Source organism: Enterobacter quasiroggenkampii (genome assembly GCF_043972695.1).
Taxonomy (GTDB): Bacteria; Pseudomonadota; Gammaproteobacteria; order Enterobacterales; family Enterobacteriaceae; genus Enterobacter; species Enterobacter quasiroggenkampii.
Window position 1 is genome coordinate 1,134,768 of the sequence record NZ_CP143745.1, and the last position, 20,436, is coordinate 1,155,203.

A 20,436-nucleotide genomic window follows, 5' to 3' on the forward strand; every position below is an offset into this window, starting at 1 on the left:
CATAAGGGTGTAATTCTGATGACGCAATTAACCATGAAAGACAAAATTGGCTACGGGCTGGGTGACACCGCCTGCGGCTTCGTCTGGCAGGCTACCATGTTCCTGCTGGCCTATTTCTACACCGACGTCTTCGGCCTGTCGGCGGGCATTATGGGGACGCTGTTTTTAATCTCCCGCGTGCTCGACGCCGTGACCGACCCGCTGATGGGGCTGCTGGTAGACCGCACCCGCACGCGGCACGGCCAGTTCCGTCCGTTCCTGCTGTGGGGCGCCATCCCGTTTGGCATCGTCTGCGTGCTGACCTTCTACACGCCGGACTTCTCCGCGCAGGGCAAAATCATCTACGCCTGCGTGACCTACATTCTTCTGACCCTGGTCTATACCTTCGTTAACGTGCCCTACTGCGCCATGCCCGGCGTCATCACCGCCGACCCGAAAGAGCGTCACGCCCTGCAGTCCTGGCGCTTCTTCCTGGCTGCGGCGGGATCGCTCGCCATCAGCGGCATTGCCCTGCCGCTGGTGAGCATCATCGGCAAGGGGGACGAGCAGGTGGGCTATTTCGGCGCCATGTGCGTGCTGGGCCTGACCGGCGTGGTGCTGCTCTACGTCTGCTTCTTCACCACCAAAGAGCGCTACACCTTTGAGGTGCAGCCGGGCTCGTCGGTGGCGAAAGATCTCAAGCTGCTGCTCGGCAACGGCCAGTGGCGGATCATGTGCGCGTTCAAGATGATGGCGACCTGTTCCAATGTGGTGCGCGGCGGGGCGACGCTCTACTTCGTCAAATACGTGATGGATCACCCGGAGATGGCGACCCAGTTCTTACTCTACGGCAGCCTCGCCACCATGTTTGGCTCGCTCTGCTCCTCCCGACTGCTGGGGCGCTTCGACCGCGTCACCGCCTTCAAGTGGATCATCGTCGCCTACTCGCTGATCAGCCTGCTGATTTTCGTCACCCCGGCGGAGCACATCGCGCTGATTTTCGCCCTCAACATCCTGTTCCTGTTCGTCTTTAACACCACTACGCCGCTGCAGTGGCTGATGGCCTCTGACGTGGTGGACTACGAGGAGAGCCGCAGCGGGCGCCGCCTCGACGGCCTGGTGTTCTCCACCTACCTGTTCAGCCTGAAGATTGGCCTGGCGATTGGCGGGGCGGTGGTGGGCTGGATCCTGGCGTACGTCAACTACTCCGCCAGCAGCAGCGTGCAGCCGGTTGAGGTGCTGACCACCATCAAAATTCTGTTCTGCGTGGTGCCGGTGGTGCTCTACGCGGGCATGTTCATCATGCTGTCGTTTTACAAGCTCACCGACGCCCGCGTGGAGGCCATCAGCCAGCAGCTGATCAAGCACCGCGCGGCGCAGGGCGAGGCCGTTCCCGACGCCGCGACAGCCGCATCCCATTAACCGGAGGCACTATGCAAATTACTAACCCTATTCTGACCGGCTTCAACCCGGACCCGTCCCTGTGTCGTCAGGGCGAGGACTACTACATCGCCACTTCGACCTTCGAGTGGTTCCCGGGCGTGCGCATCTACCACTCCCGCGACCTGAAAAACTGGTCGCTGGTCAGTACCCCGCTGGACCGCGTGACGATGCTGGACATGAAGGGCAACCCGGACTCCGGCGGCATCTGGGCGCCGTGCCTGAGCTACGCCGACGGCAGGTTCTGGCTGCTCTACACCGACGTGAAGATTGTCGACTCGCCGTGGAAAAACGGCCGCAACTTCCTCGTCACCGCGCCGTCCATTGAGGGGCCGTGGAGCGAGCCGATCCCGATGGGCAATGGCGGGTTCGATCCGTCCCTGTTCCACGACGACGATGGCCGCAAATATTACCTCTACCGCCCGTGGGGGCCGCGCCACCACAGCAACCCGCACAACACCATCGTGATGCAGGCGTTTGATCCGCAGACCGGGACGCTCTCGCCCGAGCGTAAAACCCTGTTTACCGGCACGCCGCTCTGCTACACCGAGGGCGCGCACCTGTATCGCCACGCGGGATGGTACTACCTGATGGTGGCCGAAGGCGGCACCAGCTATGAGCACGCCGTCGTGGTGCTGCGTTCCAAAAACATCGACGGGCCGTACGAGCTGCACCCGGACGTGACGATGATGACCAGCTGGCACCTGCCGGAGAATCCGCTGCAGAAGAGCGGCCACGGCTCGCTGCTGCAGACCCACACCGGGGAGTGGTACATGGCCTATCTCACCAGCCGCCCGCTGCGCCTGCCCGGCGTGCCGCTGCTGGCCTCCGGCGGGCGCGGCTACTGCCCGCTGGGACGCGAGACCGGCATCGCCCGCATTGAGTGGCGCGACGGCTGGCCGTACGTGGAAGGCGGCAAGCACGCGCAACTGACCGTGAAAGGCCCGCAGGTGGCGGAGCAGCCCGCAGCCGTTCAGGGCAGCTGGCGGGACGATTTCGACGCCAGTTCGCTCGACCCGGAGCTGCAGACCCTGCGCATCCCGTTCGACGACACCCTCGGCTCGCTCACCGCGCGCCCGGGCTATTTACGGCTCTACGGCAACGACTCGCTCAACTCGACATTCACCCAGTCGACCGTGGCGCGCCGCTGGCAGCACTTTGCCTTCCGGGCGGAGACGCGGATGCAGTTCTCGCCGGTCCACTTCCAGCAGAGCGCGGGGCTGACCTGCTACTACAACAGCAAAAACTGGAGCTACTGCTTTGTGGACTACGAGGAGGGGCAGGGGAGAACCATCAAGGTGATCCAGCTCGACCACAACGTGCCGTCGTGGCCGCTGCACGAGCAGCCGATTCCGGTGCCGGAACAGGCCGAGAGCGTCTGGCTGCGGGTGGACGTGGATACGCTGGTCTACCGCTACAGCTACTCGTTCGACGGTGAGACGTGGCACGCCGTGCCGGTCACGTATGAGGCGTGGAAGCTGTCGGACGACTACATCGGCGGGCGCGGCTTCTTCACCGGCGCGTTTGTGGGGCTGCACTGCGAGGACATCAGCGGCGACGGCTGCCACGCGGACTTCGACTACTTCACCTACGAGCCGGCCTAACGGCTCAGGCCGGGTAGCCCAGCGCGCGTGAGAGCTGGAGCCCGGCCTGCTGAAGCTGCTCGCGGAAATCAGCCAGCTCTGCGTCGTCCACGCGCGAGGTCAACGTCGACAGGCTCAGGGCGGCAATCACGCGGGATTCATGGTTCCACACCGGCACCGCCACGCAGCGCACGCCCTGCTCGTTCTCTTCGCTATCCAGGGCGTAGCCCTGCTCGCGGGTCTGCGCCAGGGCGCTTATTAGGGCTTCGCGAGAGGAGAGAGTGGCGGGAGTAAAGGTGGTGTACTGATAGCCCTCCAGCAGGGCGTTCAGCTCGGTCTCGCCCAGCCAGGCAATCAACACTTTGCCGATGGCGGTGGCGTGAACCGGCAGGCGGCGGCCAATGCGCGAATAGGCGATGGCGGCCAGCTTGCCTTCAATCTTCTCGATATAAACCCCTTCACGCCCGTCCAGGATCCCCAGATGGGTGGTCTGCCCGGTCCGCTGGGACAGCTCCGTCAGCCAGCCTTTCGCCTTCTGACGAATATCGATGGAGCCCACGACAAAATGGCCGCGCTCGACCAGCTTCATGCCGAGGCGATACTTACCGTTTTCCGGGTTCTGATCGATATAGCCATGCAGCTGCAGGGTTTTCAGCAGCGAGTGGAGGGTACTCTTGCTCAGCCCCATCAGTTTGCTGATGTCGGTGATCTTAAGCTCGGTGGCCTGCTCGTTGAACAGGTCGAGGATCTGCAACGCACGTTCAACAGACTGAATAATCGGCATAATGCTGGTATGTCCACGCTGGAATTAAGGCGAAAACGTACCTTTTTCGGGGTGAAAAATCAATTAAGTAGAGCGGGTTGTGGGAGAAAGGGCATCAGGCCGCATCGTCGCCTGATTCGCCCGGCGGCGCTTCGCTTGCACGGGCCTACGGGTTGTGTAGGCCGGGTAAGCGCAGCGCCACCCGGCAAAAAGAGCGCGCAGTATCAATATTTTTGCCGGTACGTCGTTTGGCTCAGTTCGGTATAGTCAGGTTTCTTGAAAATTCAACAGCAGAAACTGACTGTACCTTCCATAAGTTGTCTTCTTTAACCATGCAGTCTATGACTATGTGGTCCTGCTTTTTACCGAATGCAATGTATACGTTGACACAGACTGGATCGGTATCCCCGGCTATGGCTGTTACATTCTGCGGCCAGTCATCGCCGATGTATTGCGCTTTTAAAAATATATCGGCCTCGTAAAACTCTTCGTCTGCATAGCGAGGATCCTGCGCGTGACGGAGTTTTTTCATTGTTGATGCTGTGACATATTTATCTATTTCGTTTCCATCAGTAATGGGAAATACGTCTTTGTTGATTTGATTTACGTACCAGCTGTTAAATTTTACAGCACGCTCAATTGGATCAGAAAGGCCAGCCGTTGCAGAGAAAGAAAATATTAAGAGAAGCGGTAAGATATTTTTCATATCAATAATGCCTGTAAAGGGTGATTTTTGGCTGTATCTTCCGATATGTCTGGCAGGGATAAAGGCTGTTCTATAATTTTCAATCCTCCGGCGCGGATAGCCGCGGCTACGGCGCGGACGCAGTACCCGGTACTTTTATGATGTGCGTGGCTGCGGGTATATGACACAGCTTCATGCTTATTCCATGACATAATTAATCCTTATTAACGAAATGCAGCAATAAGGAAATATTACGCCGATAATATACGGTGTTTTGTAATTGATAATGACCTGATATTAACCATTATCTACTCAGTAAATAATGGTTAATAAAAATATAAATATCTATTATGGTTAATGCCTATCTGAGAAAGCGTCAGTAAAATGTATTTTTCTGTCAGACGATAACGCTGTTGTCGTTTTTAGGGTTTTCTCCCTCTCCCCGTGGGAGAGGGCCGGGGTGAGGGCACCAGACCGCAGAGGAGTCAATCACTCCCCAAGTGTCGCCACCATCACCGCCTTAATCGTATGCATCCGGTTTTCCGCCTGGTCGAACACGATGCTCGCCGCCGACTCAAACACTTCGTCCGTTACTTCCATCCCGCCGTGCAGATCGAACTCCTTCGCCATCTGCTTGCCGAGCGTGGTCTGGTCGTCATGGAACGCCGGCAGACAGTGCAGGAACTTCACGTCCGGGTTGCCGGTCAGCGCCATCATCTGCGCGTTCACCTGATACCCACGCAGCAGCGCAATCCGCTCCGCCCACTTCTCTTTGGCTTCGCCCATCGACACCCACACGTCGGTATAGATAAAGTCCGCGCCCTTCACGCCCGCCGCCACGTCTTCCGTCAGGGTGATCTTCCCGCCGTGCTTCTCCGCCAGCGCGCTGCACTCCGCTACCAGGCTCTCTTCCGGCCAGCAGGCTTTCGGGGCCACCAGGCGCAGATCCAGCCCGGTCAGCGCCGCCGCTTCCAGCATCGAGTTGCCCATGTTGTTGCGCGCGTCGCCCGCGTAGACCAGCGTCATCTCGTTAAACGCCTTGCCCGGCAGGTGCTCCTGCATGGTCAGCAGGTCCGCCAGCAGCTGCGTCGGATGAAACTCGTTGGTCAGCCCGTTCCACACCGGCACGCCCGCGTACTGCGCCAGCGTTTCGACGACTTCCTGGCCGTGCCCGCGATACTGAATGCCGTCGTACATCCGCCCGAGCACGCGCGCGGTGTCCTTAATTGACTCTTTATGCCCAATCTGGCTGCCGCTCGGCCCTAAATAGGTAACGCGCGCGCCCTGGTCAAATGCGGCAACTTCGAAAGAGCAACGGGTACGGGTCGAGTCTTTTTCGAAGATGAGCGCGATGTTTTTACCGGTAAGTTTCTGTACTTCCTTGCCATTTTTCTTATCGGCTTTGAGCTGTGCGGCAAGGGTCAGCAGAGAAGTGAACTGTGCAGGGGTAAAGTCGAGCAATTTCAGAAAGTGTTTCTTGTACAGATCAGACATTTTATCCTCACATGGCGAACGCCACTTATTGAATTAAAATTCACTTTATATATGTAATTATTCATTTGCAACCCCGTTTCACAAATCTTTCCAACAAAGGTGGAGGCAAACCCGTCCGTGTGTGAAAATAGAAGTATCTGCCGCACTTTAAAGAGGATTGAGCCATGGCAAACCCGGAATTACTGGAAGAGCAACGCGAAGAGACGCGTCTGATTATTGAAGAGCTGCTGGAAGACGGTAGCGATCCGGACGCGCTGTACACCATCGAGCACCATTTCTCTGCGGATGATTTCGACGCGCTGGAAAAAATGGCCGTGGAAGCCTTCAAGCTGGGTTACGAAGTGACCGAGCCGGAAGAGCTGGAAGTGGAAGAGGGCGACACCGTCATCTGCTGCGACATCCTGAGCGAAGGCGCGCTGAAGGCGGAACTGATCGACGCGCAGGTCGAACAGCTGATGAACCTGGCCGAGAAGTTTGACGTGGAATACGACGGCTGGGGAACCTACTTCGAAGATCCGAACGGTGAAGACGGCGAAGAAGGTGACGACGAAGATTACATCGACGAAGACGACGACGGTGTGCGTCACTAAGTGATTCAGGCGGTGGCGCGCGCCACCGCTTTTTCAAGGCAGAACCATGGATTACCCGCAGATACTCGCACCCGTACTTAACTTCCTCCAGTGCCCGACCCCGCAAGCATGGATTGATAAAGCCCGCGACCCGGCGAACCTGCCGCTGCTGCTCACCGACCACATGGTGTGCGAGCTCAAGGCCGCCCAGACCGCGCTGCTGCTGGTGCGTAAATACGTCGCCGACGAAAGCGGTGCCGACGCGCTGCTCGACTGGCTCAAACCCTACGAACAGTTCACCTTCCGCGACGGCCCGGAGCCGGACTTCATCGCCCTGCACAGGCAGATTGGCAAAAGCGTGATGCCCAAAACCGACGACCCGTGGGGCCAGGCGCTCATCGACAGCATGGTGCTGCTGATTAAAGAGGAGCTGCACCACTTCTGGCAGGTGCGCGAGGCGATGCTGGCCCGCAATATTCCGTACGTCAAAATCACCGCCAGCCGCTACGCCAAAGGGATGCTGAAGGAAGTGCGTACCCACGAACCGCTGACGCTGATCGACAAGCTCATCTGCGGCGCCTACATCGAAGCCCGCTCCTGCGAACGCTTCGCCGCGCTGGCCCCGTACCTCGACGACGACCTGCAGAAGTTCTATCTCTCGCTGCTGCGCTCGGAAGCGCGCCACTATCAGGACTATCTGACGCTTGCCCGGCAGGTAAGCGACGACGATATCTCACCGCGCATACAGCTTTTTGGCGAAATTGAAGCCACACTTATCTCGACACCGGACAACGAGTTTCGCTTCCACAGCGGCGTGCCGGTGTAAACCGGCATAGCGAAAGGATAAGGATGCGAGATGAATAAAACGTGGACCCGTATTGTGATTGTCGTCGTCGCGGCCGCCGCCGTGGCGTTCTGGGTATTCTTCGATAAGCAGCGTGCCCCCGAACACCAGATTGATACCACCCTCAACGCGATGCCCGCCTGGCAGGTGATTAAGGAGCAGGAGCCCGCGCTGCATCAGCGCATCCTCGACCAGATGGCCGCCCTGCAAAAAGCGGGCGAGCCGGAGCAGCAGATTATCGACACCATCCAGCCGCAGATCCTGCATCTGCAGATGACGCGCCTGCAGAACGCTCCGGACGCCAACGTAGTGAACTACATGACCATCAATATGGAGCAGACCGCCGCCATCCAGAAGGTGAGCGACGACGCCTGCTTCCGCTTCCTCTACCCGATGGTGAAGGGCGGCGTGAACCCGATGCGCATGCTGGATAAAGACCTGATGACGCGGCGCATGCAGGCCGACGCCGACATGATGCGCGCGGCCTACGGCAAAAACCGCCACACCGTGACCCCGGCCGAACGCGAGGCGGCTGTCGAAGACGTGCGGCCGATTATGAAGCAACTAGCTGATAAGTATGGCGAGGACATCCAGCTGCTGCAGATGCCGGAGAAGGCGGTGGGCAAAGAGAAGCTCTCCTGCGATATGGTGCAGGAGATGTGGGCGAAGGTGCTGGCGCTGCCGGAGCAGAAGGCAGCGAGGGTGATTCGGCTGGCGGTGTCTGAGCTGGACTGACGGTAGCGCTGGTTTTTTGGGCACTTAGCGCGGGTTTAGCGCGTCGTCGCTTGCATGGCGGCGCGCGACAGGTATAATCCACAACGTTTCCGCATCCCCTTCAGTGCCGAAGTGGCGAAATCGGTAGACGCAGTTGATTCAAAATCAACCGTAGAAATACGTGCCGGTTCGAGTCCGGCCTTCGGCACCATAAGATGCAAATCAAAGTCGCTTAAGGGCGGCTTTTTTTGTTTGCATAATCCTCGCATTTTACATGCTTTCTCATTGATGTCCCCTTTAAAACCTGCTAAATATTATTTAGGAGTATTCTGAACCAATGGGCATTTTTAAAGGAACTCAGATTGCTTTGAGAATGTTGTTTAGCGGAGGAGATGATGTTCGACAGCAAAAAAACGTTATCTGAGTTTAAACCAAACGTTGTATACGATACTGATTATGATGACATTATTAAAGATTTTTATAATAAAGCTCTACCATTAGCAAAAATATATAAAAGAGCGGTTGGTTATTTTTCTTCATCATCAATAATGTTAGCTGCGCAAGGGCTTTTTCAGTTCATTCATAACGATGGAAGGATGCAGTTGATAATAGGCTCTCCGTTGTCACGAGAGGAGTTTGATGCAATAGACGAAACTAAAAAAAACTCCTTTTTAAGCCAATGTTGCGCAGAAACATTAAACAGAATTTATTATGAATGTACTTCAAACGTATTGAAGGCAGGTATAGAGTTACTTTCATATCTTGTTTTTAACGGTAATCTCGATATCAAATTTGCTCTAAAAAATAATGGAATGTATCATGAAAAAATTGGCGTATTGATATCAGAGGATGGAAGGAAAATATCATTTGGAGGTTCCGCTAATGAAACAGGAAGTGCTTTAAGTGGCGATGTAAATAGTGAATCGATAATGGTATTTAGTGACATTGATTCTGAGGTATATGCTAAGTATGGAATTCAAATAGAGCGAAAATTTGATTCATTATGGAATAACAACGTTAAAAACATTAAGGTTGTACCAGCAACACCAGATTTTATTTCTTCAATAAAAGAATATTCCAAGGGGAAGGATTTAAATTATTTCAATGAGTTGTTTTCTAAAATTAATACAAATTCTAAAGATTTTGTGCGTATTGATTTCGAGGACAATCTCGATCCAAAAATCCCTCTTTATATTAATGGGCTGCCTTATTCTCTGAAAAAACATCAAGAAAATGCAATCAAGGAGTGGCAGAATAATTCATTTAAAGGGATTTTTACAATGGCAACAGGTGCTGGGAAAACGATTACTGCATTACATGCAGCAACAAAGCTTTTTCAACATATGAATAGTAATTTGTTTTTTATTGTAGCTGTGCCGTATCAAGCCTTAGCTGAGCAATGGCGAAAAGAAATGGCTCGTTATAATATATTCCCCTTGATTTGTGGTTTTTCAAAAAACAACTGGAGTTTTCAATTAAAAAAAATTGTCGCATCGTCAAATTTAGCGAAAAATAAAAAATTCAACGCTATTATTGTTATTAATGCAACGTTGAAATCAAATGATTTTCAGTTTGAATTGAATAAGATTAATCCAAATGGAATGCTTTTTATTTGTGATGAATGTCATCATCATGGTTCATTCAAAATGAACGGAATTGTCCCTGAAGCAAAATTCAAAATTGGATTATCTGCCACACCATGGGAGGACTATTACTCGGATTCAGCAGTTTTTCTCAGGAATATATATGGGCAGCCGATTGCTAAGTACGATCTTGAAGATGCATTGAAAGACAATGTGTTGTGCCCATATAAATATAAAACAATATATTGTGAAATGGATGATGATGAAGTTGAGAGTTACTTGCAGATTTCGAAATCCATTTCAGTTTTAGAAGGTAAAAGAGAAAAAGGGGTTAGTATTGATGAAAGTCAACTATTGCATCTGCTTTTAAGGCGTACAAGAATGTTGGGAGCTATAAAAAGCAAATATTACAAATTAGATAAACTTCTAAAAAATGAAGGGATAAAATCAAAATCCTTATTTTACTGCGGCGAGGGGAGTGATTTATCAGAAGAAGTTAACGAAGAATATGGTTCAACACAAATCATTGATAAAGTTACAAGGGTACTCGCCAAATATGGTTATAAAAATGCTCGATTTACCAGTGAACAAACGAATATTCAGAGAGAAGAATATTTAGAGGCATTCAAAAATGGCACTTTAGATTCTCTGGTAGCTAAAAGAGTTTTGGATGAAGGAATTGATATTCCAGATTGTAGGTATGCATTTATTTTAGCTAGTGCAAATAGTACAAGGCAGTATATTCAACGAAGGGGACGCATCTTACGTAAAAGTACTGGGAAAGAGTTTGCAGTGATTTATGATTTTATTGTATCTCCTCCCACTAATAGGAACTCTCAAGCACTTGATTCCTTAATAAAACGGGAGGAAGCAAGAATTCATGAATTTAGCCGCCTAGCGATCGAAACGGAGATAGTAGATGTCTAACAATCATGTAGAAATACTTAAACAGATTCGTGATTCTTTGGAGAAAGACCCCGACTTTTTATCAACCGATGAAGATAGAATTCTTCAAAAAATAATAGATCATGAAAGAGTTGCTCGTTCTGTATCGAATCCTTCTGATGATAAAATTCGGTTGAATTATATTGATTCAATATTGAAAGAATACTTGGAGTCATAACATGAAATTAAACAAGATTATAGTCACCAACTTTAGGCAATTCTATGGAAGTAACACTATTGTTTTTTCCACAGATGAGGAAAAAAACATTACTTTAATTCATGGTGAAAATGGTCTAGGAAAAACCACTCTTTTAAATGCAATTTTATGGTGTTTTTATAATCGCTTTACTAATGACTTTGAAAACCCCCGTGAAATAGTGAATATTTTTTCATTGAGTCAAGGAAATATTATAGCTACTGTAGAGATCATATTTAATCATGAAGGTAAAGAATTTTATATAAAACGAGAATATAATAATAGCACACAGAATAATGATGTTATTGTATACGAATTAGAAAATGGTACATTTATTAAGCAAGTTAAGTTAGCATTACCATTTATTCAAAGTGTTATTCCTTCTCAAATGGCTGACTATTTTTTCTTCCATGGTGAGGGTATTGCTAACATTAATAATAATAATAATTTGACTAAGTTCAGGAAGGCAATAAGAGACATATTAGGATTCACATCTGCTGAATATGCAAAGGATGATCTGATTGAATTAATTTCAAGAAGAAAGGTAGAGATTCAAAAAATAACAAAAAAAAATAATGAATATAGTGCTAAATATAAAATAAAAACTGATCTGGAGTATGACAGGAGAGAATTGATTTCTGCTAGAGAAGTTTGTAAAGATAATATTGAAAATTATCAGATTGAGTTAGATGCACTGAGTGAGAGACTTAAGAATATAAAAGTATATAATGTCTCTGATATACAAAACAAAAAACAAGCAGAAGAGAAAAGGGTAAAGCACATCGAAGCAAAAACTAGCGAACTTATGGCTAAACAAAAAAAATTAATTTACCAATATGGAATGATACTCTTTGGCTATAAATTAGCAAACGATACGATGCTAAATATTACTGAAAAGGAGGTTTTGGGTGAGATACCTTCTCCATATGATGAGAGTTTAATTAATAAGATTATTGACGCAAAATTATGCATTTGTGGCAGAGAGGTTAATCCTTTATCTTCTGAATATGAGCATATCAAAAGCTTAAGGAATAAAGCTAATACAGCTGATATAAAACAAAAAAGACTCGCAGCAGTACATTTTGCAGGGTCTATAGGAAATCTTTCTGAGAAACCACAAGAATTTATTACGGCATACCAAGATATTGATAAGGAGATTGCAAATTTATTAAGAGAAAAACAAATATCTACACTTGAAATAGCTGACCTCCAACAACAATTAGAAGATATAGGTGATGGTGGAGAAAGAGAGGTTGCAACAATTAATAAAGAGATACATTCTATATCGACACAAAAAGAAAACGCAAAAATTAGAATGAGTAATATTGAAAAAAATATTTCTGTACTTAATACTAGAATTGGTGAATGTGACCGATGGATAAGTTCTAATGCGCCAGACAATGATTTGGTTTATAAATATAATCGAGATATTGAGAAGTTAGAGAAACTAGTCCGTTTATGTGAATCGAAACTAAAGAATTATGAATTAACAGCTAGAAATAATATTGCAGTAAGTGTAAATGTTATTTTGAATAACTTTTCAAGGAAAGAATTTAACGTTAGAGTTACGGAAAACTTCGACTTTAAATTAGCAAGACCAGATGGTTCTTTAGTTGCAAAAAGTAAGGGGGAAAATCTCCTTTTAAATCTATCCTTTGTTTCAGCACTTTTAGGATTTTGTGCACAACGGGCTTCAGGAGATAATCGTTTTTTAATCAAAGGTACTGTTGCACCATTTTTCATTGATGCCCCTTTCGGTGAGCTTGACGATACATATCGCCAAGCAACAGCAATATTTTTACCTCAATGCTGTGAGCAATTGATATTACTACTTTCCTCTTCTCATTGGAGTGGGACCGTTGACTCTTCAATAAAAGATCGTGTTGGCAAAGAATATTTGATTATTTCACATAAAACTGAAAAGCAAAATGAAAAGCCCTCTGATCTCATTGAAATCAAAAATATAGTTCATCAGCAATCAATTTATGAGTCGGATTTTGAAGGTTCATTGATTAAGGAAATTTAATGGAAATTTATTTCGATGCCCAATTTGATGATCTTCTTACCGAAGTAGTGGATGAAGACAAGATCTTTCCAACATATATGCATTTCGCATGTTTTGCAGCATCAATTGGCTGGCGTTTAGATAATGTACAAATCAAAACAAGAGGAAAATCAGCCAGAGATACTGTATTTACTAATAATCAAATGGAAGGTTTAATATATTTGATTGGTATAAACAAAACTAATGGTATGGAGTGCCTTAGAGAAGAGAACATAAATCAGTGCTGGGACCATTTTCAAAGTGCTGTCAATGCTGGTATGAATGTTATCAATGATTGGTTACATGAATTCCCATTGAAAGATAAGTCTGAAGTAATTCTTCTTCATATGCTTAGTGCTGCGACTGAGATATCAAATGAGCAGAGTAGTAACAATGCTGTTGATATCAATAATATTGAAGATCTTTTGTCTTAATATTGATATTTGTGTATGGTTTCGAATGTAACTCTTAAGCACCTTGATATTATTAAGGTGCTTTTGATACAAGTAATATATTTTAACTCACGAAGTATTCACCGTTATGATGACTACCTGAGGTTTCTACTAGTATGATATATATATCAATTATTATTCATATGCATATTTAATAGTGTGGTATAATTCATTCGTGTATTTATTGTTAGAGTAATCTTGGAGTAACCGTGAACATTAAAGCAGATGGCAAAAACTTAGAGCAGATATTTTATGGTTTAGATACTCGATATTTTATTCCCCGATATCAACGTGATTACTCATGGACTGCCAGCAATGAGCTTAGCGAACTATGGACTGATATTATTACCTCTTATAATGAAGGTAAAGAATATTTTATGGGGACGTTACTATTAGCAAGTCGAGGTAAGAACGGAACTCAGTATGATATTGTTGATGGACAACAAAGAACGATTAGCTTCATGTTATTGCTGTCTGTAATCCAGGATTATTCTAAGCTTGTTGTTGATGGCGTAATTAGTTCTGATGATCTTGATTCAACGACTGAGAAAAGAGAAGATGCTGCTGACTCTTTATTTTCAAGCGTCAACAGACACATTAAACAAGATGACTATTATTTGCGAGCAAATAACAAAGATTCAAAATATTTTGAAGATGCTTTAGATATATCAAAACGAGAAGTTCTTACTAATGTAGTAAATAAATCAAACAGAATAACAAAAGCAAAGCGTTTTTTCCAAGAGAAAGTAAGAAAAGAATTTTTTGGCCGTAGTAATTCTTTAACTGAACTCAAAAAATTTTTCCGCTTCGTTATTACGAAACTGAAGTTCGTAACTATCACAGTTGAAGATGATTTCGACGCTTACATAATATTTGAATCTCTTAACTCAAAGGGGATGGACCTCTCTGTTGCTGACCTGCTAAAAAATAAGATCTTAAGCAATATTTCGAGTAATTATCAAGATGCAGCGCTTTGCGAATGGGATGACTTGGTAAAAAAAATTCAGGCTGTTCCTGCAAGTTTCGTAGATTATATTAAGGTTTACTGGAACTCTTACGAATCAACGGATGTTACAAAAGCAACGCTTTATCAAACAATCAGAAAAAAAATTGGTAATGACGAAATCAATACTAGGAATTTTCTAAGTGAGCTTATTCAAAATTCTGAACCATTTAGTAAGCTAAAAAACAAGTCAAATCTTAATTGGCCTAAGATAAATACCAACGATAAATGGGCAGAAAAAGTAGCCGAAATGAATTTATTGGGCTATACAATCCATTTGCCTTGTTTCCTTTACGCACTAAAAAATAAAGAAAGTATTCTTGAAAAGTTGGCTGAATTATCATTGAATTTATTGTTTAGGTGGGTAACAGTTTGTGATTATGGTATTGGTGAAATAGATTCTCTCTTTAAGAAAATTCTTGCTGATCTTAAAGCTGGTAAATCTGATGCTGATGTTTTGAAAAACTTCATTCCGCTGATAGAAAAAGTTCAAGGCTCTTTCATTGAAAGTTTTAGCCTATTTGAAACTGAAAGTTCGACAATATTGAAATATATTTCATGTAAAGTAGATTTACATCTGGGTGCGACTAAAGCCTTAATTCCTGACTTCTTAGAGGTAGACCTAGAGCATATATTCCCTAAAAACCATGAAGTATGGGGCAGTAATTTGGATTATTTCAGTAAACCTTACAGTCGTTGGGTTAATTCTGTTGGGAATGTGATCTTGCTTGAGAAAGGAAAAAATAGAAAAATCAAGAACTCTGTCTTTGATGAAAAGAAAAGCGTATTTTCTTCTTCCGAATTCAATAGCGCAAAACAAATATCTACACTACCAAATTGGTCTGAGGAATCAATTTTTAATCGTTGTAGCTATCTTGCTGATCTGGCAATTAAAATTTGGCCACTGAACTCAGATATGTGTAATTAAAAAATTAACCAGCCCTATAATAGGGCTGGTTTCATTACAAAGCTTGAGTAAAATCTCTTAAATTTTTATAATTTCTTAGAGGTGCAATCCCATCTTGTACATGAGAAGCCCATATTTTATGCATTTCCTTTTCATTATAGGTCGGGTATAACATTTTCAGCGTTAGTTCTGTTAGCAATAGCGTCTCACCAAGCCAAGTTATTTTGTCTAAAACTAAACTTCCATCAAGTTTGTCTCTGTTATTTTTTTCATCGTATCTAAACCCGCTTTCAACAGAAAAAAAGAAAGCAAGTCTTGCAGAAATATTGGGGGTCAACCCTGTGTAAGTTTTCAAACGCTTCAGTTGCTCTTCCGTTTGATGATTTAATTGCATTCTATTAGGAAGCATTAAATTTCCTCCTTCGTTAAATTCCAGAAGTATCCAGGCTTGAGAACTGACGATTTAGTTCGAGAATTAAAAATAATCTCGTATGCATGAGAGATATCATCACGCAATTGATCAACAAAATACCGTTCATCAACTTCAGTATCTGTAGATAACAACACGACCTGGTGACTTGCATAAGGGAAGTAATGATTGATTAACTTATCTCGATGCTGAGAATCTAAGCGCCCTAGCGGAGTATCAATGATTACCGGCAGGTCTCTACCCGATGTTTTAGCCAATGCTTCAAGAATCGCTATCGCATAAATTTGCTTCTCTCCAGCGGAAAGTAATTTACGGTTGATAACTTTGTCGTTCTCATCCACCAGTTCAACATCAAACGTTTCTGGATTGATATGCGCATTAAGCTGCAAATCTTCTTTTCTGGCTAACTTACGGTAAGCAACTTCGAAGTTAGCAGAAAGGGTTTTTACTCGTGCCTGAGTTAACAGTTCACTGTACCGATCAAGCAAGCTGATTGTCTCTTGCGCATTGTTGAATGCACTATTAAAGCTATGCTGGTTGCGCGCTGCGTCATGAGCTTTTTGAATCTGGCGAGCGCAATCAAGTTGCTGTTGTTTGGTATTTTTTGCTTCTTCCAGCAATGAGCGATACTCCTGCCGCTTAGCTTCACGTTGGCGATCCAGCTCACGGAGTCTTTCAAAAATATCCATCAGCTGATCATCTTCCGGCGCCCGGGCGATGTTTGCTGCGGCTTGCTCTAATTGTTCTTCTACCTCTGCCAGCTGGTTACGATAAAGGTCAAAACGTTGCCAGGCTTTTTTACTATCTTGTTCGATAGACTGCTGGATCATTCCAGCTTCACGTTCAGATATGTCAAACAGCAACTCACCTTTTGGCTTATCAGCAAGATATGTTTTAAGGTTATCTTCTATAGCCTCAGCAGCAATTTTGCCTGTGCTTCCTGAACGGAAGGAAATGTCGCTTTTGAGTTGCGTAAGGAATTGATTCAATTCCTTCTCGAAGCTATTTGCCTGTTTTATTTGCGTCTCCGCACTAATCTGTTCTAGCAAACGACCCAGAGTTTTTGGAGCTAAAGCATACGGTAGTGAGCTATCACACTCATGCCGAAGCGCTTTTTCCAGACGTTCTTTTTCTTTTAAAAGCGTCTCGACCTTCTGTTTCTCCTGGGTTTTTGTTTGAGCAAAAGCACCCCCTTGTGCATTTAGTAGAGTCTCGTTCTGCACAATTTCCTTGGAGATAAGGTCAATACGTAATTTAGCGAAATCAGCCTTTTCAAGAATTTGCTCGGTCTTAAAGGCCAATTCTTTAATCTGTTTCTCAAGTTCTAGAAGTTTCTGTTGTTGAGATTCAGCCAGTTGACCTGATTGCTGGCGTTTAATGAAAATCGTTAAATCGTTCCGAAGCTTCTCGATTAGATCCAGACCCAGCAGACGACGCACGGCCGTGCGGAGAATGTTTCCCGATTCATCCTCAGCTAGCTCCGCAATTTTTTCACCATCGAAGAAAAACAGATCGGCTATGCCGTGGGGGATTAATTCATTTAAAAAGCCCTGGCACTGATCATAGCCAAGTCCTTCAATGAGTTTACCATCCTGCTGTAATGACAGTTTGTCTCGCTTACCTTTTTGCCAGGTGCGGGTAACGGTAAATTCAGCCTCCTGACCACCTTTGTTGTAGGTAAAAATAAGCTCGACAGAAGCCTCATCGGGTTGTTCACCCAAAGTTGAGCCGTTGTGCACCAGAGCACTAAGCTCTTCCACATACTCTTGCTGCTGAGTTGTTGAACCAAATGCAAGCCTACCGTAAAGGGCCAGGCGGATAGCGGATAGTATTGATGTCTTACCTGCGCCGTTTAACCCACCGAACAAAACGATAGGACGCGGGTTATCATCGTTCTGTCGTTTTTTAGGAGCCAGATCGATAACATGGGTTCCATTGAAAACCCGATAATTACGCAGTACCAGCTGTTTAATTAACACGTTCTTTTTCCTCACTGGTAAGCAGGCTTGGTTCGCTGACTTCGGCAATTCTCCGCTGCAACATCTGCAGTTCAGCTTCTATGCTTGCTACTTCTTCCTGATGAACATCACGCTCATTTCGTTTCTGCAAAGCTTCCTGCTGTTGTTTTATCTCTTCAAGACTTCCCCAGTCTTGCTTGAGGATCGTCCCTAACTTGTCGAAGATCCCCTGTCGGCGGCTAAGGCCTTCCATTGAAACTTCAAGCTCGATTAATTTCATAACCATTTCAGGGACAACATCAAATCCTTGGGCAATTTGTTCGAGAAGTTCTGCATCGCTGGCGTCAAAACGTGATTGATCGTCTATAACCCAGTCCAGATCCTTGCCATAAACCTCGCGATAAATGCCTGGTAATGTGTCGTACCAATCAGGCTCGTTGGGATCCTTTAGCCATTGCTGGCGTATGGCATGAAGCTCTGGTTCAGTGATTAATGTAATTGTATGTCCCTGAGCGTTCATATCACGCTCAATCGTCAGCAATTCCTTCAACCATTCCTGGCGATACTTAAGCCAGTAAGGACCTGGCACATGTTTACGCTCAGCCGTAAGTTCCTCGCCATCCTTCGCATACTGATAACTCACTTTACCTGTGCGTCGTTTATAGTTGCGGTAGGTATCTTTGTTTACTGGATCGGTTGTGAAAGCCAGCAGGTCGCGGTATTTCAAAAGTGGTGACATCCACTCTTCACCGTTCTGGATTAAGCTTTCCATCGCTTTATCTTTTGTGACGACAGTACATGTCCAGCAACCAAAGCGGGAGTTACCACAGGAAGGCGTACTGTCATCGATGACTAGCGGGCATTCACCCTGAGCTGAGGAATCCATGTAAAGAGTCCACAGAGGGCGGTTATTACCCCCCCAAGGGCTTTCCCATTCATCAATGTCATCAGGCGCATATCTGAATGCACCACGAAGTAATTTCCATACATCTTCTACATCCCAAGTATCAATTGGGGTGTAAATAAATGCATTAGACAGGGTGGTATGGCGCGCAAGACGCGAGCCGTCAATCTTGTGTTTTGCAATGACCTGAGCGCGAGATGCACTTTCGCTGCTGCGCGATCCAAGAACGACGATAACTTCATCAAACTGGCTGACTTTATCTTTGATAAAGTCACTTACCGGGTTGATTTTCATGCGTTCTGTACACCAGCGGAAACTACGGGTAGGCGCTGGATAGCCTTTACCAAGCAGATTTACCCAGAATGTCTCGTTGGTTTTTGGGGTTACAGCATGTTGTGTGATCGGTAAGCCGTCGCGCTTAGCGCCAGCTTCAATCTGGAGCATCGTTTTTTTAATGAGGTCAACTACAACCGGCGTCTCTACGAGAGTGTCAGAGGAAACGACAAACACATCCTTCGTACGCATTTCCGGCGGAAGACCCATCAACGCCAGATAAACAAGAGTAATGACTGCTGACGAGTCTTTACCGCCACTATAGCCAATCACCCAAGGGCGTTTATCTGCGCAGTAGACACGCTGAACTTCAGAGACAAAATCAGCGAGAGTACGTCCAGCAAATTGCTCTTCGTTTATGAAATCTTCATAGTCGGCCAGATCATAGGCCTGAGTTAATGTACTCATGATACAACCATCTGAGCTTCAAGCTCTTTTTCTTCAGGAGAAAGGGGGAGAGACAGCGCAATTTTTAAAGCGTTGCAAGTTAGCTGAATGGCGGTGCCGGTTTTGCTCAATTTGCCATGCTGCATTGCGCGCTTAATCATCTCAGGATTGCTTTTACGCCAGTCAAAGGATTTTAACTTCGTAAGTTTTTCCTGCCAGTGCTCAGGTTCTTCAGCCAGTAGTGAACGGCCCAGAAGGCCCAAAGCCTGCAAACCGATACCATGAGCATGTACATAATCCTGGCGAAGCTGCGCCGGAGACACTTCTTTACGTGCAGCAAGCTGCCAATCTGGCATAACTTTGAAAATAGCCTGCCAGTATAGCGTAGCTATATGCGTATTGTCCTCAATGCTGCCTACTTTGGGGTCTTTACCAAGCAGGGCACGTGTTGCCTGTTTAATGCTGCTTAGCGTGAACAGTTTATTCGAAAGCAAACTGATACTGGATTTCTCAAGTTCAGTAAGACCAATAAAGGGCTCGATAGACATCGCAAGATAGCGAGCAAGGTTCGAGCTTACGTCGCGATGATCGTAAAGCGCGGAGAGTGATGGGCTTGGACGGATGGCGTATTTATTCAGATCAGCAAACATCTGCTGACTACGCCGTAAACCTTCATCAACAAAGAACAATACGGGGATGTTGTCCTGTCCTAATTCAGGACGCTCCGAAAGGGCATCTTCAATAGCCTTACGGCGATGTTGACCATCATTGATAAGAATTTGCGCATCCATTGGTACGCGAAGCGTTCCAAGATTGTTGGAGTTTTCGAACTCGTCAAACTGTACATCGACCGCAATGGATGCAGTTAACGCAGAGAACACGTAATCTTTAGGATTTTCAAGTAAATAACGCACCATTTCTGGGATGCGTGATTTATTTAAGATGCGCTGAGCGCGCAGCTCAGGGGGCACGTCTGTTTCATCGAAGCTGAAGATCTTCGGAATGATGCGCATGGGGCAAGTGGCGATATAGAATGGCCGTCCAGCCTGGACGCCCCTAACTGCGGGGAAAGAGTAGCAATAATCTGCATCAAAGTTAGCCATGATCTAGTCCCTGTTTGTAGACTGAATTACGTTACATTTTACGTAAAAATTTCTTAGAACGAAATTTTTATGATGATAAAACACAAAATGTTAAAGATTTACGTGTGATTTGACGTAACT

The 20,436-nt window shown here is 46.2% G+C and carries 18 protein-coding genes and 1 tRNA gene; 11 read left to right on the forward strand and 8 right to left on the reverse strand.

The features are described from left to right. Positions 1-18: 18 nt before the first annotated feature. Both V1572_RS05415 and V1572_RS05420 read left to right on the forward strand, forming a co-directional pair. On the forward strand, positions 19-1,401 hold the full coding sequence (locus tag V1572_RS05415) for an MFS transporter (RefSeq protein ID WP_023293405.1): 1,383 nt from the start codon (positions 19-21) through the stop codon (positions 1,399-1,401). An 11-nt stretch (positions 1,402-1,412) separates the two neighbouring features. After that, complete coding sequence (locus tag V1572_RS05420) at positions 1,413-3,023, forward strand: glycoside hydrolase family 43 protein (protein ID WP_395299759.1); 1,611 nt, start codon at positions 1,413-1,415, stop codon at positions 3,021-3,023. Positions 3,024-3,027: 4 nt separating this feature from the next. On the opposite strand, the gene xynR is transcribed toward V1572_RS05420, so the two are convergent. The 4 genes from xynR to argL form a co-directional block, all read right to left on the reverse strand. Next, positions 3,028-3,786 (reverse strand): DNA-binding transcriptional repressor XynR, encoded by a 759-nt coding sequence (gene xynR, locus V1572_RS05425; protein WP_395299760.1) that lies wholly within the window; start codon positions 3,784-3,786, stop codon positions 3,028-3,030. Positions 3,787-4,018: 232 nt separating this feature from the next. Then, positions 4,019-4,471 (reverse strand): DUF3828 domain-containing protein, encoded by a 453-nt coding sequence (locus V1572_RS05430; RefSeq protein WP_023315303.1) that lies wholly within the window; start codon positions 4,469-4,471, stop codon positions 4,019-4,021. A gap of 468 nt (positions 4,472-4,939) precedes the next feature. Next, positions 4,940-5,944: an ornithine carbamoyltransferase gene (gene argF, locus V1572_RS05435; protein ID WP_010427327.1), complete on the reverse strand. Its 1,005-nt coding sequence runs from the start codon at positions 5,942-5,944 to the stop codon at positions 4,940-4,942. Further along, positions 5,914-6,009, reverse strand: a complete 96-nt coding sequence (argL, locus tag V1572_RS05440; protein WP_216820367.1) for a putative translational regulatory protein ArgL — start codon at positions 6,007-6,009, stop codon at positions 5,914-5,916. Before argL ends, argF begins: the two co-directional genes overlap by 31 nt. A gap of 99 nt (positions 6,010-6,108) precedes the next feature. On the opposite strand from argL, the gene rraB reads away from it, so the two are divergent. The 9 genes from rraB (at position 6,109) to V1572_RS05485 (ending at position 15,222) form a co-directional block, all read left to right on the forward strand. Continuing rightward, entirely contained in the window at positions 6,109-6,534 is a 426-nt protein-coding gene (gene rraB / locus V1572_RS05445; protein WP_023324077.1) for a ribonuclease E inhibitor RraB, read from the forward strand. A 46-nt stretch (positions 6,535-6,580) separates the two neighbouring features. Next, positions 6,581-7,339, forward strand: coding sequence for a tRNA isopentenyl-2-thiomethyl-A-37 hydroxylase MiaE (gene miaE, locus V1572_RS05450; protein ID WP_395299761.1), 759 nt, complete (start codon positions 6,581-6,583; stop codon positions 7,337-7,339). Positions 7,340-7,369: 30 nt separating this feature from the next. Further along, positions 7,370-8,092, forward strand: coding sequence for a topoisomerase II (locus V1572_RS05455; protein ID WP_395299762.1), 723 nt, complete (start codon positions 7,370-7,372; stop codon positions 8,090-8,092). Between the two features lie 105 nt (positions 8,093-8,197). Further along, positions 8,198-8,282 (forward strand) — tRNA-Leu (locus V1572_RS05460). A gap of 181 nt (positions 8,283-8,463) precedes the next feature. Next, entirely contained in the window at positions 8,464-10,581 is a 2,118-nt protein-coding gene (locus V1572_RS05465; RefSeq protein WP_063152427.1) for a DEAD/DEAH box helicase family protein, read from the forward strand. Continuing rightward, positions 10,574-10,777 (forward strand): hypothetical protein, encoded by a 204-nt coding sequence (locus tag V1572_RS05470; protein WP_063152428.1) that lies wholly within the window; start codon positions 10,574-10,576, stop codon positions 10,775-10,777. The genes V1572_RS05465 and V1572_RS05470 overlap by 8 nt, the downstream gene beginning before the upstream one ends. A gap of 1 nt (position 10,778) precedes the next feature. Beyond that, positions 10,779-12,821, forward strand: coding sequence for an AAA family ATPase (locus V1572_RS05475; RefSeq protein ID WP_213845423.1), 2,043 nt, complete (start codon positions 10,779-10,781; stop codon positions 12,819-12,821). Beyond that, complete coding sequence (locus tag V1572_RS05480; RefSeq protein ID WP_063152430.1) at positions 12,821-13,273, forward strand: hypothetical protein; 453 nt, start codon at positions 12,821-12,823, stop codon at positions 13,271-13,273. Before V1572_RS05475 ends, V1572_RS05480 begins: the two co-directional genes overlap by 1 nt. A gap of 227 nt (positions 13,274-13,500) precedes the next feature. Next, positions 13,501-15,222: a DUF262 domain-containing protein gene (locus V1572_RS05485; protein ID WP_126545560.1), complete on the forward strand. Its 1,722-nt coding sequence runs from the start codon at positions 13,501-13,503 to the stop codon at positions 15,220-15,222. Positions 15,223-15,256: 34 nt separating this feature from the next. Here the strand turns inward: V1572_RS05485 and dndE are convergent, their stop codons facing one another. From dndE to dndB, 4 genes are read right to left on the reverse strand one after another with little or no spacing between them, the layout of a single operon-like run. Further along, positions 15,257-15,610 carry a DNA sulfur modification protein DndE gene (gene dndE, locus V1572_RS05490; RefSeq protein ID WP_126545558.1) on the reverse strand — a complete coding sequence of 118 codons (354 nt, stop codon included), beginning with the start codon at positions 15,608-15,610 and terminating at the stop codon, positions 15,257-15,259. Further along, the gene (gene dndD / locus V1572_RS05495; protein ID WP_395299763.1) at positions 15,610-17,610 is read right to left on the reverse strand and encodes a DNA sulfur modification protein DndD; all 2,001 of its coding nucleotides are present in this window, start codon (positions 17,608-17,610) and stop codon (positions 15,610-15,612) included. Before dndD ends, dndE begins: the two co-directional genes overlap by 1 nt. Further along, the gene (gene dndC, locus V1572_RS05500) at positions 17,600-19,234 is read right to left on the reverse strand and encodes a DNA phosphorothioation system sulfurtransferase DndC (protein WP_126545556.1); all 1,635 of its coding nucleotides are present in this window, start codon (positions 19,232-19,234) and stop codon (positions 17,600-17,602) included. The genes dndD and dndC overlap by 11 nt, the downstream gene beginning before the upstream one ends. Then, positions 19,231-20,316 carry a DNA sulfur modification protein DndB gene (gene dndB, locus V1572_RS05505; RefSeq protein ID WP_126545555.1) on the reverse strand — a complete coding sequence of 362 codons (1,086 nt, stop codon included), beginning with the start codon at positions 20,314-20,316 and terminating at the stop codon, positions 19,231-19,233. The genes dndC and dndB overlap by 4 nt, the downstream gene beginning before the upstream one ends. Positions 20,317-20,436 lie beyond the last annotated feature (120 nt).

Bases quoted from the DNA above. Each gene is read 5' to 3' on its own strand.
- dndC (WP_126545556.1), bottom strand. From the start codon at position 19,234: ATGAGTACATTAACTCAGGCCTATGATCTGGCCGACTATGAAGATTTC.
- V1572_RS05415 (WP_023293405.1), top strand. From the start codon at position 19: ATGACGCAATTAACCATGAAAGACAAAATTGGCTACGGGCTGGGTGAC.
- rraB (WP_023324077.1), top strand. From the start codon at position 6,109: ATGGCAAACCCGGAATTACTGGAAGAGCAACGCGAAGAGACGCGTCTG.
- V1572_RS05420 (WP_395299759.1), top strand. From the start codon at position 1,413: ATGCAAATTACTAACCCTATTCTGACCGGCTTCAACCCGGACCCGTCC.
- miaE (WP_395299761.1), top strand. From the start codon at position 6,581: ATGGATTACCCGCAGATACTCGCACCCGTACTTAACTTCCTCCAGTGC.
- dndE (WP_126545558.1), bottom strand. From the start codon at position 15,610: ATGCTTCCTAATAGAATGCAATTAAATCATCAAACGGAAGAGCAACTG.
- argF (WP_010427327.1), bottom strand. From the start codon at position 5,944: ATGTCTGATCTGTACAAGAAACACTTTCTGAAATTGCTCGACTTTACC.
- V1572_RS05430 (WP_023315303.1), bottom strand. From the start codon at position 4,471: ATGAAAAATATCTTACCGCTTCTCTTAATATTTTCTTTCTCTGCAACG.
- V1572_RS05480 (WP_063152430.1), top strand. From the start codon at position 12,821: ATGGAAATTTATTTCGATGCCCAATTTGATGATCTTCTTACCGAAGTA.
- V1572_RS05455 (WP_395299762.1), top strand. From the start codon at position 7,370: ATGAATAAAACGTGGACCCGTATTGTGATTGTCGTCGTCGCGGCCGCC.
- argL (WP_216820367.1), bottom strand. From the start codon at position 6,009: ATGAATAATTACATATATAAAGTGAATTTTAATTCAATAAGTGGCGTT.
- V1572_RS05475 (WP_213845423.1), top strand. From the start codon at position 10,779: ATGAAATTAAACAAGATTATAGTCACCAACTTTAGGCAATTCTATGGA.
- dndB (WP_126545555.1), bottom strand. From the start codon at position 20,316: ATGGCTAACTTTGATGCAGATTATTGCTACTCTTTCCCCGCAGTTAGG.
- V1572_RS05465 (WP_063152427.1), top strand. From the start codon at position 8,464: ATGATGTTCGACAGCAAAAAAACGTTATCTGAGTTTAAACCAAACGTT.
- xynR (WP_395299760.1), bottom strand. From the start codon at position 3,786: ATGCCGATTATTCAGTCTGTTGAACGTGCGTTGCAGATCCTCGACCTG.
- V1572_RS05470 (WP_063152428.1), top strand. From the start codon at position 10,574: ATGTCTAACAATCATGTAGAAATACTTAAACAGATTCGTGATTCTTTG.